Raw genomic sequence first — 18,320 nt, 5'->3', positions numbered from 1 at the left:
ATGAGAAGGAGTGTATGGCTGACGGTTTTGGTTATTCTTTTTTTGCTGGCGGCAGCTTATTTAACGGACCGGTATGAGATCAGCAGCGCCGAAACGGCTGTTTTGCCGGCTTCGGAGGCAGGTGCGGCTGCGGCTGACGGTTCGGCCACATGGTCGGTCGCGGAGCCGAATACAGACTCTGTGACAGAGCCTGCCAAAGGATCGGAAGCAGGTCCGGTCACGGGATCGGCCACGGAGTCGGCCTCAGGGCCGGCAGGGGAGCGGACCGAAACCGCGACAAGCGAAGCCAAAAGCATTGATTTTACGCTTAGCGATCTGAACGGGAATCCCGTATCGTTATCGGACTACAAAGGGAAAGTCGTGTATTTGAATTTTTGGGCGACCTGGTGCAAGTGGTGCAAGAAGGAAATGCCGGATATGGAGGCCATCCATCAGGCTTACAGCGATCTTGGATTGGTTATTCTGGCCGTCAGCGTTGGGGAGGAGACGGAAAAGGTCGCGCAATTTATTCAGGAAAATCAATATACGTTCCAAACGCTGCTTGATCCAGACAAAACCGTTTCGCAAGCGTATGGAGTCAAGCCGATCCCGGTATCCATTTTTATCGACCGTAACGGCCAGGTTGCTTACCGCAAGCTTGGGTATATGGACGAAGAACGGATGAGGGAGCAGATTGATCTATTGATTTCTTCATAAAAAAATGCAAAGGGGAGAAGTCCATCATGAAAAGGCTGGCTGTTTCAAAATTTTCGGCAATCACGTTTGCATCAATAACCGTATTTGCTTTATTGACGTATGGGGTGGTCGCATCCAAGCAAGCGCAAGGCGGGTCTGCCAACTCTGACTTGCACGAAAATACTCCATATGTATCTCAAAAGAATGATGCTGCTCCGGCGGATACAAACGGATCTACGGGGGCGGGCGAGATCAACACTGCCGCAACAGTGGCGGCAATTTCCAACCCAGCGGCAGCTCCCGGAGTGGTTGCGGCATCAGTCGAGTCCGCCAACGGGGGCTCTGAAACATCCAACGTCGTCCAAACGTCCTCCGGCACTGTGCAACCCGCGTCAGCCAACGCTTCCAATGAGGTACGGGAAACCTCGGCAACCCAAACCGCTGCCGCGCATTCTATTGCTGCGTCCGCAGAGGCAACAAATGATAAAACGGCGCGCACTGTATCGGACGCCGGGGCAGCTGCGACCCAAGAAGCAGCAGCACCAACGTCAAACAAGGCTTCTACAGCTTCAATTGGAACAAAATCGGAGGCTGCCGCAGTCTCCAAGAGCCCGGCCAACGGGCAGTCTGATTCCTCGGTTTCGCAATCGGAGGCGCAATCGGCTTCGTCAGCAAATAAAGCAGCTGCCGCGCCTTTAACGGAATCCCAAAGCAAACCAGCTTCCGCCGTTCAAGAGAGCAAGCCGGCTGCGTCGGTTTCGTATGTTAGCAATAGCGGAAAATCGAAGCCGGTTACCGTAGCCGCAAGCGAAGCAGAGAAGCCAGGCCAGACTGCGGGAACAGCCACGACGCCTGCAGCATCGTCTCCCTCTGCGCCGTCTTCTTCATCTTCTTCGCCCTCATCGCCGCCTTCATCACCCGCGCCCGCAGCGCCTGTTGCGGCGCCAAGCCCAGATCCGGCTCCCGCAGTAGAGGATGAATATTGCGAAGAGGAATGCTAAACGCGGGAATCCGCACTCTGATTCTGCGACATAATTAACGAAAGCATATATACGGTCTTGACCCTTGGCAACAGGGGTTAAGGCCGTATATATGCTTTTTTAATGAAAACCCTTTAATTCCCTCTGGTTTTGCTCCATTTTTTTGAAAAAGAACTGTTATTTTGTTACCGTTCAACTTTATAATTGAGTTAGCTGTGAATGCGACGGGAGGGATAGTGTGACAGGTTCAAAAGCAAGGCATATGGACCAGTTGCTGGACAAGCTGGGAGATGGGCTAAATGCCGAAACGATCGCCGATAGTGTGAAGGAAGCTTATGGCATTGATCTACGCCAGGTTTCTCTGCTGCCCGAAGTTCTGCCGGCTGAAGCAGCAGCGACAGCAGCGGAAAATAACGGAGTCGAGGCCTTGCGCCATGCCTGGGAGCAGGGAGGTGCACCAGCAGAAGGGCAAGCCATAAGAGGGATGATTAATAAATGGTTCGGCGTTAACCTGGATGCCATCTCCGCGCTGGACGGCAAAGGCATTTCATTGTTTTCCAAGGGGCAGTGGATCGTACGGAGCCCCGATGACTGGATTGAATTACATACCGGGGAAGGCGACCGGGATGTATCCATCGCCGCTACGCCGCGTTGGCGGGAGCTTCATGGCGATGCCGGACTTCCGCCAGCCTTGGCTGAAGCGCTCGTTCAACTGGGTTACCGCGCTGGCCCTGATGGAAACCAATTCAGCTATGCCCGACACGACGGAACTGCTGTGCCTGACGCTTTTAAGGGAGCAACCATTGCTGCCATTATGAACGGCCTGATACTTCAATTGCCGTCTACCTGAGCGCGCCTTATACTGAAATAGGACACTCCGAGCATCAAGAGAATCCAATGCCTGCCTCCTATCACCATGACGGAAGGGATGCCTATGATCAGATACATGATCGCCAACTTTGCATTGTTAACCGCTTTCCTTTTTCTGTTTAACCTTGTTTTTCAAAACTATATCAAGAACAACAGCAACAAAATAATTTTTCGTATTCTTATTGGTATAACGCACGGTCTCTGCGGTCTTTTGCTCCTCCTGTTCAGTTTCCGCCTGGATGAAACAACCGTGATGGACTTCCGCCAGATTATCGTGTTGAGCTCCGCCTTCTACGGCGGCTTGCCGGCATCGTTGATAACCGCCCTGTTTATAGCATTTGGCCGCTATCTGCTTTTTGACGGATTTAATTCTATTATGCTGCTGGCCTTTGTATCGATTACTTTGTCCGGCATCGGAAGCGGTCTTATCATGCATTACACCAAGGTTTATTGGCGGAAATGGCTGTATGCCTTACTTTTTATTTTTGTTATGATTTCTACATTGTCTTATTTCACTAGAGGATTTTCGGTCATTACCGCTACGTATCTTTCGCTTCTATGTGCAGGCGGAATTTTTACAGCGGCCTTGATCTCCTACTTCAACTCTACAAACCGGCTAGCCAGGGAGCTTGCGCAAAGCGAAAATCGGTACCGTTCCTTGCACGGGCTGCAGGAAGCGATTTTTCAATCCGCAACACATACCGCTATTACCGTGCTGGATTGCTCGGGAAAAATTACGAACGTAAATAAAGCCGCGGAAAAAATGCTTGGTTATTCTCAACATGAGCTGATCGGCAATACTCCGCTGCTGTATCACGATCGCCAGGAAATCCAGGTCTTTGAGCAGCAGTTGTCGCAAAAGAAAGGAAAAACAATCCGCGGCGCGGAGGTTTTCAACTGCGGGGCGCTGGATAGCGGCAGCGAGGGGCAGGAGTGGACTTATCTTCGCAAGGACGGCATCAGACTTACCGTTTTGCTCACCTTATCGCCGCTCATGATCGACGGTATAACCGTAGGCGTAATCGGCACTGCAACCGATATTTCCGCTCGCAAAAAAATGGAGGAACGCCTTAAGCATCTTTCGTTAATCGACGGATTAACGGGCATTGCCAATCGCCGCTTCTTCGATGAGACCTTGCTGCAGGAATGGAGCAACGCGGCCCAGCATCCTTCGCAAAACGGCTTGTCGCTTCTGTTGTTCGATATCGACAATTTCAAAGCCTACAACGATGTATACGGCCATCAGGCAGGCGATGACTGCTTGCGCAAAGTAACCGCGATCGCCCGCAAAATGCTAAACAATCCCGCGGCTACGATTGCCCGTTACGGCGGGGAGGAGTTTGCCGTTATTTTGCCCGACATGGACAGCCAGCAGGCTCTTGTCCTTGCGGAAAAAATTCGCAGAGCCATTGAAAAAGCGGGCATCCACCATCAAGGCTCCACCGTAAGCCGGTTTGTAACGATAAGCATCGGCGTATCGACTTACGCGCCTATCACTGATCCGCAGGACCAAAAGTCTCCCGACTGGCTGATCGCCAAAGCAGACGAAGCGCTGTATCGCTCCAAAACGCAAGGGAGAAATCGCGTCACGAATTGGAGCGCCCTCGCGGCTCCAGCCAGTGTTCCGGAGTGATCGAAACTATACAGAAGGGTCGTCCATCTCAAGTATGGACGACCCTTTTTTAGCATAATTCGGCCTGAACGGAAGCTTGGTGCTATTTGCCAAAGGATGACAGGAACTTGACGCGGTCGCCCATCGGCGGCGTTCCGTTATCGACCAGCACAACCTCCAGCACGGCCGGGCCTCCGGCCTGAAGCAGAGAATCAATAGCCTCCTGCGTAATATCCTCCAGCGATCCCACCCGATAGTTAGGAATGCCCATCGCATCCGCCATCGCGGCGATATTGACAAACTGCTGCTCAAAGGAAGAATGTACCCGCTTGAATTGCAGAGAATGCCCGTGATAAACCATTCCTAATCGTGCATTATTCATCACAATAAACAAAATCGGCAAACCTTTTTCTTTTGAGGTTAAAATTTCCATACCATGCATAAAAAAACAACCATCGCCTGTTATGCTGACAACAGGGCGATCCGGTTCAGCCAGTTTTGAACCTATAGCGGAGCCAATCCCGATTCCCATCGCTCCAAAATGGACATTGATGCCGAAGGTGTCCTTTTCTTTGACGGGCATGTGGTGAATGACATAGGACATAAATTCCCCGATATCTACCGTATAACGGGTATCATCGGGCAGCAGCCGCTGGATGTTTGCCAATACATTTCGTGTATTGTATTGCGCATTCGCTTCGGGATCGGCAACTGCCGATGAAGCAGCCGTCATGGCGTAGGTGAGCTCCGCTTGAAGAGCAGCGGCATTGCCCGATTCACCCGCTTCGCCTGCCGTGGCTCTGCTACCCGGTATGCCCAGCTTCCCCAGCTCCTCCAGCAGCGCAGGCAACGTCCGTTCCATATCGCCGAGTAACGGCAGATCCACGCCGTATTTGCGCCCAAACACCGTTTCGTCAAAATCCAATTGAATGACATAACGGCCCTGCGTTAATCCGGCATTATAGTTATTGGTAGCCGTCTCGCCCAAGCTGGAGCCTGCAATCAGGACAACCTTGCGGCTGTCATCCCCAACTAAAGAAGAGGCGGACTCATGGCCGGCAAAACCGAATATCCCAGCATTGAGGCGATGATCGGCGGGCAAATATCCTTTGGCCTGCGGCGTTGTTGCGATAGGCCAGTTCAAACGTTCTGCCAGCTCCACCAGTTGATCGACGGAATCCCTTGCTCCTTGTCCCATCAGAATAAATCCTGGTCCGCGGGACGCCAGCTCGGCCGCCGCCTTCTGAACGGCCCCCGCGTCAGGAACAATATCTTCCCTTTCAATAGCAGTTGGAATAGCCGGCTCTCCGATGTTGGCGTGCTGCACGTCGATCGGCAGAGCGACGTGCACCGGACCCGGCACGCCGGATACGGCGATGCCGCATGCTTTTACAATTTCATCAAGCACATCTTCGGCCTTTTTCACCAAAACGCTGTATTTGGTAACCGGACGGAATATCGGCGCAACATCAAGCTCTTGCGAAGCATTAGCCCCCATTGTGCCAACGGGAACGGCTCCCGTCAGGAACAACACGGGCAAATGCTCCCTCATTGCGTTGGCCGCACCAGTTACCAGGTTAGTTGCCCCCGGTCCGCTGCATCCGATGCAAACGCTCATTTTGCCGGAATATCGGGCATAAGCCGCTGCCATATAGGAAGCGGCTCCTTCATGTTTGGTTACGATCGGGTCCAGCTCCGGCATATCGTACAGTTCGTCAAAAAACGCATTGACCGATCCGGCCGGTATGCCGAACAAATGAGTTGTGCCATTTTTACTCAAAAACTCCAAAACTGCTCGGGCTGCTCTCACAAATCAATCCTCCCGCTCCTGTATCTATATTTTCATTGTGCAGAGCTCAAGAAATATTTGTCGGCAATTCCTTGAGCCGTCATCGGCTTGCTAAAATAATACCCCTGCATCAGGCAGCAGTTGCGAACCGATAGAAACTCCACCTGCTGCTCGGTCTCCACGCCCTCGGCAATTACGCTCAAATTCAAGTTTTGCGCAAGAGTAATAATCGTGTCGGTTATTGCCGCATTGTCCTCGTCCGTCACAATATCCTGCAGGAACGACTTGTCGATTTTCAACGTGTCGATCGGCAAATTTTTGAGGTAACCCAAGGAAGAATAACCCGTCCCAAAATCATCAATCGCTATTTTTATGCCAAGCTCCTTAAGCTGCTTCATCGTCTTCAAGGTCAACTCGGTATTTTTGATGATCAGATTTTCCGTCAGCTCTACCCTCAAATATTCCGGGGACAGATCGACATCCTGCAGCACGCCCTTTACGGTATCGAACAAGTTGTTCTGCGCAAACTGCCGGACGGACAAATTGACGGAAATGCTGAACAGCGGAAATCCCTGGTCCTGCCATTGCTTGAGCTGTCGGCAAGCTTCTCTCAGCGCCCACTCGCCAATCGGCACAATAAGAGCCGTCTCCTCGGCGATGGGGATGAATTGGTCCGGCGCGATCATCCCTTTATGCGGATGCTTCCACCGCAGGAGCGCCTCCACGCCAACCAGCTTGTTATCGGGGTAGTTGATTTGCGGCTGGTAATAAAGCACCAGCTCGCCTTGCTCCAACGCCCGGTACAGGGAATTTTCCAGCTTGATGCTTTCAAAGGTACGGGTATCCATGCCTTCGCTGAAGAAATGATAGCTGTTCCCCGAAATTTCCTTGGACTTGTACATGGCGGTGTCGGCATTTTTGATCAAAATTTCGGCCGTTTCGCCATGATCCGGGAACAAGCTGATGCCAATGCTGGTTTTAACATAAATTTCATTGTCCATCAGCTGGAAGGGTTCGACAAAAGCCTCCACGATGGAATCAATGGCCTCCACCACTTCCTGCTCTCCCTTAATGCTTGGCAGCAGAATCGTAAATTCGTCGCCGCCCTGGCGCGATACCGTCGCTCCCTTGGGGATGAATCCAATCAAGCGCGCGGCTACATCCCGCAGCAGATCGTCGCCAACACTGTGGCCCAATGTATCATTGATAAACTTGAAGCGGTCCAAATCAAGGTAGAGCAAGGCCAGCTTGTCGCCGTTTGCCTGGGCCTGGATCAATCCCTGATTAAGCTTGTCCTTCAGCATGACACGATTGGGCAAATCGGTCAGGCTGTCATAATAAGCATGATATTTGATTTCTTCTTCCATCTGCTTACGCTGGGTAATATCCTTGAAGGTTACGACCTCGCCCAAAATATGGTCTCCATCGCGAATGGGCGTAATCACAAATTCCACCGGAAAAACGGTACCATCGAACCGGTAAAATTGCCGGTCGGATGAATCATGCTCCCAGCTTCCATCCGACAGTGGAGACGATGTTTCCTCCGGGCATCCCCATCTTGCCGAACCGAAAATTTTGCAGGAGGGTTTTCCAATCAGTTCTTCGCTGGACGAATATCCAAGCATCGCAACTCCCGCGGGATTGCAAAACGTAATATTGCGGTCAAGATCCAGCCCGAATATGCCTTCACCCGCCGAATTGAGAATCAGCTCCTTTTCCCGGCTTAGCTGCCGCAGCTCCGCCACGACTCTCTCAAGCTCGTTATTTTTGACCGTAACTTCCGAAGTACGTTCCTCTATGATGTTCTCCTGCTTCTCCATGTAAAGGAGGTTGGACAAGGTTGAAGCAGTGGCGTCGACAATGGATTGGACAAATAAAATAGTAACGTCTGAGTAGAGCATGTCCCCTGCTTCCAGTTTCACGATAGCAATAACACCTAGAACCTCGCCCATTGCCACTAATGGTAACATAAAAATACCATTTATCCCAAAATTTTCGCAAAATTTGTGGTTTGGTCGCGGATCCTGATAGACATTGGGAATAAGCACCGCTTTTTTGGTGCGGATTACCTCCTGAAAGACAAGATCATTGCTTTCATCAATCTGAATTTTATTATGCATTTTGATCCAATCTTCCTCGCTCCAGTCGCTATCCTTGCTTAGCTTTGCAGGGCGAATGTGGCTTTCCGTGATGGGATCCAGCAAATGAACGCCTATATTGAAGTTGTCCAATACTTTGCCCAGATAGAAAAAACACCGGTCCAGGCTCTGCTGCATGGTGGAGCACATGGCCAGATCGCTCGTGACGTCCAGCAGCAGCTGTTTTTCGGCAATCAGGTTTTCCTTGGAAGTCAAGTTGTTGGCATTCTGGATGGCCACCGCCGCCATGTTGACGTAAGCCTCTACTGTCTGAATCTCTGATTCTGTCAAATTCATCGCGATGCCATAATCGAACAGGAACACCAGGCCGAACAATTCCTCGTTATAGGAGATAGGCAATACCAGGAGGGATTTGATTTTGAATCCCTCGACTGCCCTGGAATCGGGGCGATTGTCCTGCGCAGTGTCTGGGATGTAGATGGTTTTTTTGGTTTCGGCTACTTCGCGGGCCAAATGGTCGATATCCAAATCGATGACATGCATATCTAGCGTCCAGCCGTTCAGCACTTCCGGCTTTCCGACATAGCCGCGAAAAGACCCGTCTGCCTGGGGCAGGTAGATCCCCACGGAATCGCACTGCACAATCTCCTCGGATATGGCCGTCGTCACATGCTGTAATACTTCCCGCAGCTCCAGATTGGTATTAATTAGTTTTGTAAGATTGGCAAGCCGAGAGTACCTCGCCTGTTCTTTCAGCATCATCAGACCCCGTTTCCTATTGTTATGCACCACGGTTATTTTCGCTGCTGGTCCTGTCTTTTCGTTGAGTGTAAAAATCGGCTCCTTCTATATGTAATCACGCTCAAAGGCTGCAAAGCCGTTTTGATTCGAAGATTATCTGATATGCTTTATTTTATAACAAATCCTGCATTCCTACTATCAGAATTTGATACGTTTCAAGGGCACAAAAATAACGCTGCCCGTATGAATCAGGCAGCGTTATTGAGAGGACGATGGTCCACCGTCTATTCATTGAATTGCCAGCAGCTCAAGCTGAGATTGCCGTATTGGTAGCTGCGGTGAAGAAGTTTGGCGTTGCGCCCATTGTCGGCTGCTCCCATCGCCATCAGCAGCGGAATAAAATGCTCGCTGGTTGGCACGGCTTCCTTCGCATACGGAGCCAGCTCCTGATACCGGAATAACGAAGGCAAATCCCATGCCTCCAGCTTCTCCTGCAGCCAGCCGTCGAATACCGCCGCCCAATGATCGCTTTCGCCTTCTCCGGCGCGCCAGTTAAGAGCTCGCAAATTATGCACGGTGCCCCCGCTTCCAATGATCAAAATATCCTTTTCACGCAGGCTGGCAAGCGCTTTTCCAATCTCGTATTGCTGTTCATTGGACAAATGCCGGTTTACCGACAATGCAACAACGGGAATATCGGCTTCGGGATAAAGCAGCTTTAACACTGCCCAGGCGCCATGGTCGAGTCCCCTTTTGTCATCCGCCAGACTTTGGATGCCATGTTGCTGAAACAAGTCGGCAATTTCGCCGCTTAACGCCAAATCCCCTTTTGCGGGATAGGTCATCCGGTAGAGCTCTGGCTGAAAGCCGGAAAAATCATAAATCGTGTCATACCGGTCAACCGCACTAACCGTTTGCGTCGTCTGCTCCCAATGGGCGGAAAACAACACAATCGCTTTAGGCGCCGTCGGCAGCTGCTCCTTGAATCGTTTCATCAGTTCCGTGTAGCTGTTTTCCTCCAGTACAAGAGAAGGCGCTCCATGCGCGAAAAAATAAGATGGCATCATATGCTTTCACTCTCCTTTCGTCTCAGCGGTTATATCATTCCGTGTATCAGCAGCTGTTTCCACGTTGGATTCGACAGCCATTTCAACATTCACCCTGGAGTTCGCGTCCTGTCTCAGCCATTCCAGCACATCATCCCGGTTTTGCGGAATGACCCCATGATCGCTTGGATACAGGCGGAAGGTAAGATGCGGAGTCAGCTCTTTAAAATAGGCGGCCGTCGCATGGCCAATGGCCACTGGGAATACGGAATCAAATTCACCATGGGAAACAAAAATCGAGGTGTCCTCCACCGATTGCAGCGCGTATTCACTCTTGACGAAGTCAGGCACATAGCCGTTCAGCGCCACAACCCCTTTGAGGCCCTTCCCCATCCTGAGCGCAAGGCTCATGGAAAGAATAGCCCCTTGGCTAAAGCCCAGGAAATAACGTTTGTTTGCATCCACAGGATAGGCTGCCGTTGCATATTCCACAAACGACTCCAGTTGCTCCATCGCTTGATCAAACTGCTCCCGTATCGGATTGCCCAGACTTTTTAATTCATAAAACTGGAATCCCGCACCCATGCGCAAGTTTCCCCGAATATGGATCAAAATAAAATCAGAGGACAACGATTCCGTCAATCCGTGCATATTTTTTTCGTTGGAGCCTTTTCCGTGCAGAGTAAACAACGTCGGATATTTGCGGCCCGGTTCCATCCCCTGCGGCAAATAAACTTCATATTCATAAGCCGGTTTCATCTGCTCACCTCGTCTTGTTGTTTTTGGCGTCAAAACCTTTTTCTAAATGCGGCCGCTCATCCTAGGGCTTGTTTGCAAACTGCCCTAGAGAGGACTCGATACCTCGAATACCTCGATACAGTTTTTTATATCGCTCTTCACTTTATTACTTATAACGATTTTATTTTTATATTTGTAATATAGACCTTTTCCCACTAGCCTGTCAACAGAAATATTGCTATTATAAATATATATTCTCTATTTAAAATATTTTGCCGTAATGGAGGCGTATTATGAACATCGGGCCCAACATACGCGCGATTCGCAAACGCAAGGGTATTACCATTGCACAAATCTGCGAGGCTACGGGATTGTCGCAAGGGTTTATGAGCCAGATCGAAACCGGAAAAACGTCGCCTTCCATCTCTACGCTGGAAGGAATCGCTTCTGTTCTGGGCGTGCCGCTGGCCTATTTGCTGCTGAAAAAGGATGAGCGAATGGGAATTGTGCGCAAGGCGGAGCGTAAAGTAACAACAAGCGGCAGCGAAAGCCTGCGGGTGGAGCATCTAAGCTCAACGGTCAATGCCAGAGCCATGCTCGTGGAGCTTCCGCCGGGGGCGTCAACAGGAGAAACCCCTCACAGTCATGAGGGGCAGGAGATTCATTTGGTCATAAAAGGCCGGGTTCATGCAGAGCAGGGCGAAGATTCGGCTGAATTTGAAGAAGGCGATTCCTTCTCGTGGAATGCCTGTATCCCGCATCGCGTCCGCAATATCGGAACCGAGCCGGCGCTGCTGCTTATTTCGGTATACACAGATAGCGACCAGTCAGGGGAGTATTTGTAGAGTTCGTTCAAGCTCCTTGGAAGCTGGAGTTTTTTGAACATTCGCTTGTAGGGCAAGGGTGAATTAGGAGCGAAAATCTTCCTTGTATTCATCCTGAGGGTCCCATGTGGACCATACCCCTTCCAGCAAATTCCCTTCGTTGTCGAGGAAATAAAAGTATTTGGCTTCGCCTTCGCCAAGGCTGTTCAACGCCTCGACTTGTACGCCTTCGCCGGCAAGGTAAGCATGCGTTGCTTCGATATCGGGACATTGCAAGGCCAAAACGGGAAACGGTTTGCCGTTTCGGGAAATTTCCAGCGGCCGGCGATCGGCGGTTTCAATGAGCAGAACCGCTATCGCATGCTTATGGGGATGATGCAAAACGGCGATCATGGACCCTCTGTCCTCGAACTTGCTAACCAGTTTAAACTCCAGATGCGAGACATACCAGGCAATGGATTCCTCCAGTTGAGTCGTGGGAATATAAGCGTAACCGACTCTTGAAAAACGATAAGCTTCTGTCATATGATCAATCCCTCCTCTCTGCATTTCTTCGACATCCCTCCCTCTTTTTCCTTCTTTATCCAATTAATTAATTGATAACGTACTTCTCCTCAAACTGCACCTGTTAGGGAGGCCGATCCAGTAAAAGGCGAACCCCGCTGAAAAGCAGCACCGTTACTATGATGATTTTGGTTGTAACGTAAACGGCCCCCAGCAGCTGTGACGGCTGGAGACCATTTACTTGAGTTTTCGCACTTTTTTGGCTATCAACCAGTCTACTGGAACCTCGAACTGGGGGCTTTCGGCCATCGACCAGTTTACTGTGTCCTCGACTTGTGGGCTTTCAGCTATCGAGCAGTTTACTGTGTCCTCGACTTGTGGGCTTTCAGCCATCGACCAGTTTACTGTGTCCTCGACTTGTGGGCTTTCAGCCATCGACCAGTTTACTGTGTCCTCGACTTGTGGGCTTTCAGCCATCGACCAGTTTACTGTGTCCTCGACTTTTTCGCCTAACCACCAATCTACCGGAACCTCGAACTGGGGGCTTTCGACCATAGACCAATCCACTGGCACTCTCGACTTTTTCGCCTAACCACCAATCTACCGGAACCTCGAACCGGGGGCTTTCGACCATATCACCACACACTTTGGCCTTTTTCGGGTAACGGTCATTAATGACCGTTACAACGCCATTTCAGCATATTTTGATTTGTAGCGGACATACATGTCCATTACAGCATGAATAAGCCATGAAATGTTGGATTTAGGGGCTTTAACGGACACATCTGTCCATTACAAAATCAAATTCCCTATTTTTGGCCTGTAATGGACAAATTTGTCCATTACAGCTTCCATTAGAAAGTATGACGTTGGCCCACAGCATTCCCAAGTGACGAAGTGCCGCCGTCAGCCCTACTGGTTTCCAAGCGGCAAAAGATGGACAGTAGCTCTACTGAGTTTCCAGACGGCGAAGGATGGACCGTAGCCCTACTGGTTTCCAAGCGGCAAAAGATGGACAGTAGCTCAACTGAGTTTCCAGACGGCGAAGGATGGACCGTAGCCCTACTGGTTTCCAAGCGACAAAAGATGGACAGTAGCTCAACTGAGTTTCCAGACGGCGAAGGATGGACCGTAGCCCTACTGGTTTCCAAGCGGCAAAAGATGGACAGTAGCTCAACTGAGTTTCCAGACGGCGAAGGATGGACGGTAGCTCTACTGAGTTTCCAGACGACGAAGGATGGACGGTAGCTCTACTGAGTTTCCAGACGGCGAAGGATGGACCGTAACCCTACTGAGTTTCCAAGCGGCAAAAGATGGACGGTAGCTCTACTGAGTTCCCAAACGACGAAGGATGGACGGTAGCTCTACTGAGTTCCCAAACGACGAAGGATGGACCGTAGCCCTTCTGGTTTCCAAGCGGCAAAAGATGGACAGTAGCTCTACTGAGTTTCCAAGCGGCAAAAGATGGACAGTAGCTCTACTGAGTTTCCAGACGACGAAGGATGGACGGTAGCTCTACTGAGTTTCCAGACGGCGAAGGATGGACCGTAACCCTACTGAGTTTCCAAGCGGCAAAAGATGGACAGTAGCTCTACTGAGTTTCCAGACGACGAAGGATGGACGGTAGCTCTACTGAGTTTCCAGACGGCAACACTGCGGCCATTACGGCCACAGTGTTGCTAAGAAACGGTTAGTCCTCCAGCAATTCCAGCATGCGGTAGATGATTACCGCGGCTTGAGCGCGGTTGGCAACGCCTTTTGGAGCAAAGGTGTCGTTGCCCATGCCGTTAATGACGCCTTGCTGCGTCAGAAGGGCAACCGCTTCGCGAGCATAGGACGCAATGCTCTCCTTGTCGGAGAACTTATCCAGCGTACTTTCGTCGCCGGAGGCTTCATTTACAAGCTTCAGAGCGTTAGCGGCCATAATGGCCATTTCTTCACGCGTAATCGGCTTGTCAGGGTTAAAGCGGCCCGTTCCGGTTCCTTGCGCAATGCCAGCTTTGACGCCTGCGGCAATATATTCATAATGCCATGCGCTTCGGCTTACATCGCCAAATGTTACGCTTGCTTCTGCATCCTCAAGGCCCAATGCCCGTACCAGCATCGTAATGAACTGGGCGCGAGTCACTTGGTTCAGCGGAGCAAACTGTTCGTCTGTCATTCCTTTAATAATGCCCAGCGCGGCCAGCTTGCCGATCGCTTCTCCAGCCCAGGAGGCTACAGGCCCAAGATCCTCGAAGGATGGAATCACTTCCGGATCAGTTGGTCCGGTTGGCCCTTCCGGATCTGTCGGTGTTCCAGGATCTACAGGATCAACCGGCGTGCTTGGGTCTGTTCCTGGATTAGTCGGCGTAGTGCCCGGATCGCTCGGCGTGCTTGGACCGGAGCTATCCGGAACGGTAACCGGTTGAACCGTCGCAAAGATGGAGTTGGCGAGCAAACGGTATTGATGCTGCGGATGCGCCTTATTGACCAAATCATTGGAGAAGAGGGTCACATTCAGCTTGCCTTGGCGATACAACATGCCCGTTACTTTGCCTTCCGCTCTTTCGTGGTTCGGCCACCAGCCGGCTTTGAAAAATTCATTGCCAACGGCATTTTGCGCAAGCACAGTAGCGCCTGCCGGGATAACCTCAATCCAGCCGCCGGATGCTGTATACAGATACTCTGCCGTCTCGTAAGGAGCTGTGATGACGCTATTTTGATTCATGACAGCCTTATAGACGCCTTCATGTCCTCCGGTTCTGCCGACTTCGAGGCCAGTCACCAAGTTAGAGTTTTTGAAGGAATTGATTGCGGAATAGCCAAAGCCGATATACGGCTTGCCCTCTTCAATCAAGGTCCGGTTGGCGGCATTAACCGTCGCGTTGATCAGCACATCGCTGTTCGTGGCAATCGACGTTACCGTAAAACCAAGCTCCTTCAAGACAAAGGCTGGCACTCCAGTTGCATTAAGCGTCAACTTTTTCAGAGGGAAGGAAAGTGGAACAATTCCGCTAACCGGTTCAATATCCAAATAAAAATCGCCGGATATCGTCTTCAAGTCAGCCGCTGCTACCAGATAATCCCCTGCTCCGTATTTTTGACTCTTTGCCGTGAGCATGCTGACGGCTTTGCCCCCATCAAGCAGCTTGTTCACCGCTTTGATAGCGTCGTTGTTGCTGCTGCGAATGACGTAATAGGCTGCGTCGCCGCTGACCACTGTCGAACTAGGCACAGTAACGGAGGTTACCGCTCCGGTTTTGCCAGCAAAAGCCCCTGAAACACGAAGCTCGTAGCTATTGAAGCCGCGAAGATCCGGGAAGTTTTGCACGATTTCAGCGTACATGGCGGAGAAGTCCGATACGTCGACGCCCTTGTAAAGCACAAGGTTGGCGAATCCGCGTTTTGCCTGATGCATATTGACCACATAGGTTCCGGCAGGATAAGTGATGCCGTTTACGCTTACGCTTTCGGTCGTCTGCTCCAGCTTTACGCCGTTGCGAATCAAATATTCCGCCATGCGGTAAGCTTCAAGCGGATTCTTTTGCAGCTCGGAGGACGTAGGAATGACGTAGTATTCCGGGAAGAAGTTTTCTTCCGTGCCGCGCGGTCTGCCGATGGATTCATTTTTGGCATTAATCAGGTAAGGATCAACGCTGCGGTCGTCAATGCCTTCAACGCCGCGTTTGAAGATTTCCAGCTGATTAAGGAACAGCTCTTCCTTGTTTTCCGTCACATATTGGGATGCGGCCACAAGGGTGTAGAACAACGCCGTTGTAGATTCCTCGTTCAATTCCGGAATTTCAATGGTGTGTCCCATGGAGCCATGATGCATCGCATAAACGGCGGTATACGCCGGAGAAGCATCATCCCATCCGTCCGTGTAGCCAACCGGGCTATAGTTCGGGTTCTCCTTTAGCTTGCGGTGCTCCTCATACGGAATATGGTAAACCTCATATTTCGTGTTGGCGATGCCGGCTTGCCCCATCGCTTCGGCTTGAGCCACCATTTTGTCGATCAGAAGATCGAATTCATGGTTAGGGTCATGCGGAGGCGTACAAGGCTCGATCAGGAAGCTGCCCACAAAACCATGCAAATCCAGGAACGAAATCGGCGACCATTTGGCGATTTCAGACGTAACGATTTGCGTTTCCGGCTGTGTCTGGTACGAGTTGTCTCGGTTCAGGTCAAAGCCGTTGACGTTTGCGCGGGTATTATGAACGCGTCCGTCCGGATTTTCGGTGTAGTTGAACAGGAAAATGACGTTATCCAGCAGCGTGTCCATATTCAGGGTTGCCTGAAGCGGATTGCTTGCGTCTTTATTTACGTTATACGTGATGCTGTCTTCTGTCGCAATTTCCTCAAAGAAATTAACGATGGCATCAATGCCCGGCGCTTCGTCCGGATGGATGTTGTTGACCCAGATCGGAACCTTGTAGTCGCCAAACGCCCCGCTCCGGATTTTCTCCTGGAGTCCGGCCGGATCATCCATCATCCCGGGATGCGTTTCGTTGACGTATTTGTCTACAGACTCCTTGTCCTTGGCCAAAATCGTAAAGTAAATATCGCGCCCTTCCACGGACTGACCGAGTACCCGATTGTCGACATAACGGCCTTTGGCTTCAGCAGCCAATGTGATTTCATCAATTTTCGGCTTCAGCTCATCGTACGTATAATAGCTGTCGTAGGCATTAAGCTTGATATCTGAGGATGCCAGGTCCGTACCCGTATACTTGTCTAGCGCCGCTAACGGATAAGTACCGATCAAAGCGGGATAATTTCTCCGATGCGTTCCCGACAAATTAGTTGTGCCGTAAGGCAGATCAAACGTAATTTTCCCGGTAACCTTGCCATCCGCAAGAACCGGACCTTCTTCAAAGCTGATAAACGGAGCTCCGTTATACCCGTTGGATGCCCATGACTTCCATTCAGAGAATGGCTTTCCGCCATACAACCATACAATATCGTCCAGCGTTCGGTCCGAACGAAGATTGAACTCAAAATCGATGGTGCGTTTCTCTGTAATCGAAGCCTTGTTATTGCTGAGTGTAATTTCTACAGAAGGTTCATTAACCTCTCGCAGTATCGTTTTCAGCAGGATAGAGAAGGTAGATAAGTGCTGTTCGATTCTTCCCGGATAATCGGCACTGATTCTTTCCAGCGTATCCTTGGATGAATGCCAATAAGAGCCGTTGGCCGCTGTCTGGGTATACCCGTCATTATCTCCGACGTCCCAGTTGGTTGCTTCCAGGTAGGCAATTGGAATACCGGCTCTGTTAAATGGAGCATGATCGCTCCAATCGCCCGTTGTTCCTGCCGGATAGCCGGGATAACCTGGATTTGTAATGACATCCAAGTCAAGGCGATCGACAATATCAAGGCCCAGATCGCGGATAAAGCCGCCTTTGCCGGCGCTGCCGTAAATGTACATAAAGTCGCCTGCCGCAAGACTGTCCAGATTGATCATGCCGGCAACATTTCGTCTGTTTTCGGCGGACAATTGATTCACATAATAATTCGATCCGCGCAGCCCTACCTCTTCTGCGCCAAATGCCACAAATTTGATGGTATAAGGCGTGACCGCATCCTTGAGAGCAGCCGCTGTTTCCATCATAACCCCAACGCCGGATGCATTGTCGTCGGCGCCTTTGCCGGCCGTGACCGCATCATAGTGGGCGCCCACAACGACTTCACGTGTAGATACTCCCTCTTTGGTGGCGATTACGTTGGCAGAATTTCTCGAGCCGTATGTAAACGGCTGTACTTCGACGGTGTAGCCCATTTTCTCGAATTCCGCGACGATATATCCGCGAGCCGCAACCTCTCCGGCTGTACCCGCAGCTCTTGTGCCGTATACGCTTGAGAGCACCGTGAGATATTCGTATGCCATGACGCCGGCTTCAACATCCGGAACCGGAACAGGGACAGGTTCTCCTCCTGGTCCTGGCAGCGTTGCTTCCTCCGCCAGCGTTTGCTCGTCGCCTGCATCATCCTGCGGGTCTTCTTCCACCGCATCCGCTGGAGAAGCAGCCTCCTCCGCGTCACTCGGGGATACGCCCGGCTCCTCATCGCCCGGCAAGGAATCGGCGGCAGCAATAACCGGCGCAGCTCCGCTGTCAGGACTATCTTGGGCAAATGCTGCAGTCGGCAAAACCGCTGAAATCATAAGCATAAGCGACAGCATCAGCGCCATCCATTTTTTATTTCTCTTCAATCCCGACATCGTACTCCTCCTAACCATGATGGTTTCTCAACTGCCAGATGCTTCATTTCCTTTCAGGTCCATTACGACGAGTAACATTGCGGCATTTCTTTCATTGGCTTGTCCGGCTCCACATCTCTCCTATCCTATGAACTCTGAAGCTGATATTTTGACAATCATGATGCCAACTCTATGAAATCAAAACGTCAAAATCATAAGGAATATAAGCCGAGCAAAAGAATCCCAGCGAAGAGGGCC

Annotated in this window: 12 protein-coding genes; 5 read left to right on the top strand and 7 right to left on the bottom strand. The window is 51.0% G+C overall.

The features are described 5' to 3' along the window. The 4 genes from ACX93W_RS13335 (at position 1) to ACX93W_RS13320 (ending at position 4,158) form a co-directional block, all read left to right on the top strand. On the top strand, positions 1–696 hold the full coding sequence (locus tag ACX93W_RS13335) for a peroxiredoxin family protein (RefSeq protein WP_459392863.1): 696 nt from the start codon (positions 1–3) through the stop codon (positions 694–696). Positions 697–722: 26 nt separating this feature from the next. Then, positions 723–1,676 carry a hypothetical protein gene (locus ACX93W_RS13330; protein WP_459392862.1) on the top strand — a complete coding sequence of 318 codons (954 nt, stop codon included), beginning with the start codon at positions 723–725 and terminating at the stop codon, positions 1,674–1,676. Positions 1,677–1,893: 217 nt separating this feature from the next. Further along, positions 1,894–2,505 carry a hypothetical protein gene (locus tag ACX93W_RS13325; protein ID WP_459392861.1) on the top strand — a complete coding sequence of 204 codons (612 nt, stop codon included), beginning with the start codon at positions 1,894–1,896 and terminating at the stop codon, positions 2,503–2,505. Between the two features lie 84 nt (positions 2,506–2,589). After that, positions 2,590–4,158 (top strand): sensor domain-containing diguanylate cyclase, encoded by a 1,569-nt coding sequence (locus ACX93W_RS13320; protein WP_459392860.1) that lies wholly within the window; start codon positions 2,590–2,592, stop codon positions 4,156–4,158. Positions 4,159–4,240: 82 nt separating this feature from the next. Here ACX93W_RS13320 and ACX93W_RS13315 read toward each other — a convergent pair whose 3' ends face one another. The 4 genes from ACX93W_RS13315 to ACX93W_RS13300 form a co-directional block, all read right to left on the bottom strand. Continuing rightward, positions 4,241–5,947: a thiamine pyrophosphate-binding protein gene (locus ACX93W_RS13315; RefSeq protein WP_459392859.1), complete on the bottom strand. Its 1,707-nt coding sequence runs from the start codon at positions 5,945–5,947 to the stop codon at positions 4,241–4,243. Between the two features lie 32 nt (positions 5,948–5,979). Further along, complete coding sequence (locus ACX93W_RS13310) at positions 5,980–8,784, bottom strand: sensor domain-containing phosphodiesterase (RefSeq protein WP_459392922.1); 2,805 nt, start codon at positions 8,782–8,784, stop codon at positions 5,980–5,982. 266 nt (positions 8,785–9,050) lie between these two features. Then, positions 9,051–9,833: a DODA-type extradiol aromatic ring-opening family dioxygenase gene (locus ACX93W_RS13305; protein ID WP_459392858.1), complete on the bottom strand. Its 783-nt coding sequence runs from the start codon at positions 9,831–9,833 to the stop codon at positions 9,051–9,053. A gap of 6 nt (positions 9,834–9,839) precedes the next feature. Further along, a complete protein-coding gene (locus tag ACX93W_RS13300; RefSeq protein ID WP_459392857.1) occupies positions 9,840–10,571 on the bottom strand; it encodes an alpha/beta hydrolase in 732 nt (243 codons plus the stop codon). Positions 10,572–10,843: 272 nt separating this feature from the next. Between ACX93W_RS13300 and ACX93W_RS13295 the strand changes: the two genes are divergently transcribed. Continuing rightward, positions 10,844–11,395: a helix-turn-helix domain-containing protein gene (locus tag ACX93W_RS13295; protein ID WP_459392856.1), complete on the top strand. Its 552-nt coding sequence runs from the start codon at positions 10,844–10,846 to the stop codon at positions 11,393–11,395. Between the two features lie 63 nt (positions 11,396–11,458). Here the strand turns inward: ACX93W_RS13295 and ACX93W_RS13290 are convergent, their stop codons facing one another. The 3 genes from ACX93W_RS13290 to ACX93W_RS13280 form a co-directional block, all read right to left on the bottom strand. Next, a complete protein-coding gene (locus tag ACX93W_RS13290) occupies positions 11,459–11,899 on the bottom strand; it encodes a VOC family protein (protein ID WP_459392855.1) in 441 nt (146 codons plus the stop codon). Between the two features lie 216 nt (positions 11,900–12,115). After that, on the bottom strand, positions 12,116–12,433 hold the full coding sequence (locus ACX93W_RS13285) for a hypothetical protein (RefSeq protein WP_459392854.1): 318 nt from the start codon (positions 12,431–12,433) through the stop codon (positions 12,116–12,118). A 1,135-nt stretch (positions 12,434–13,568) separates the two neighbouring features. Then, positions 13,569–18,083 carry a M20/M25/M40 family metallo-hydrolase gene (locus tag ACX93W_RS13280; RefSeq protein WP_459392853.1) on the bottom strand — a complete coding sequence of 1,505 codons (4,515 nt, stop codon included), beginning with the start codon at positions 18,081–18,083 and terminating at the stop codon, positions 13,569–13,571. Positions 18,084–18,320: the final 237 nt, after the last annotated feature.

It is taken from the genome of Paenibacillus sp. CAU 1782, assembly GCF_054551715.1.
This window is presented reverse-complemented; position numbering and strand designations above follow the sequence as displayed.

Coding starts and splice junctions, on each gene's coding strand:
- ACX93W_RS13335 (WP_459392863.1), top strand. CDS start 1: ATGAGAAGGAGTGTATGGCTGACGGTTTTGGTTATTCTTTTTTTGCTG.
- ACX93W_RS13330 (WP_459392862.1), top strand. CDS start 723: ATGAAAAGGCTGGCTGTTTCAAAATTTTCGGCAATCACGTTTGCATCA.
- ACX93W_RS13320 (WP_459392860.1), top strand. CDS start 2,590: ATGATCAGATACATGATCGCCAACTTTGCATTGTTAACCGCTTTCCTT.
- ACX93W_RS13310 (WP_459392922.1), bottom strand. CDS start 8,784: ATGCTGAAAGAACAGGCGAGGTACTCTCGGCTTGCCAATCTTACAAAA.
- ACX93W_RS13305 (WP_459392858.1), bottom strand. CDS start 9,833: ATGATGCCATCTTATTTTTTCGCGCATGGAGCGCCTTCTCTTGTACTG.
- ACX93W_RS13300 (WP_459392857.1), bottom strand. CDS start 10,571: ATGAAACCGGCTTATGAATATGAAGTTTATTTGCCGCAGGGGATGGAA.
- ACX93W_RS13295 (WP_459392856.1), top strand. CDS start 10,844: ATGAACATCGGGCCCAACATACGCGCGATTCGCAAACGCAAGGGTATT.
- ACX93W_RS13290 (WP_459392855.1), bottom strand. CDS start 11,899: ATGACAGAAGCTTATCGTTTTTCAAGAGTCGGTTACGCTTATATTCCC.
- ACX93W_RS13285 (WP_459392854.1), bottom strand. CDS start 12,433: ATGGTCGAAAGCCCCCAGTTCGAGGTTCCGGTAGATTGGTGGTTAGGC.
- ACX93W_RS13280 (WP_459392853.1), bottom strand. CDS start 18,083: ATGTCGGGATTGAAGAGAAATAAAAAATGGATGGCGCTGATGCTGTCG.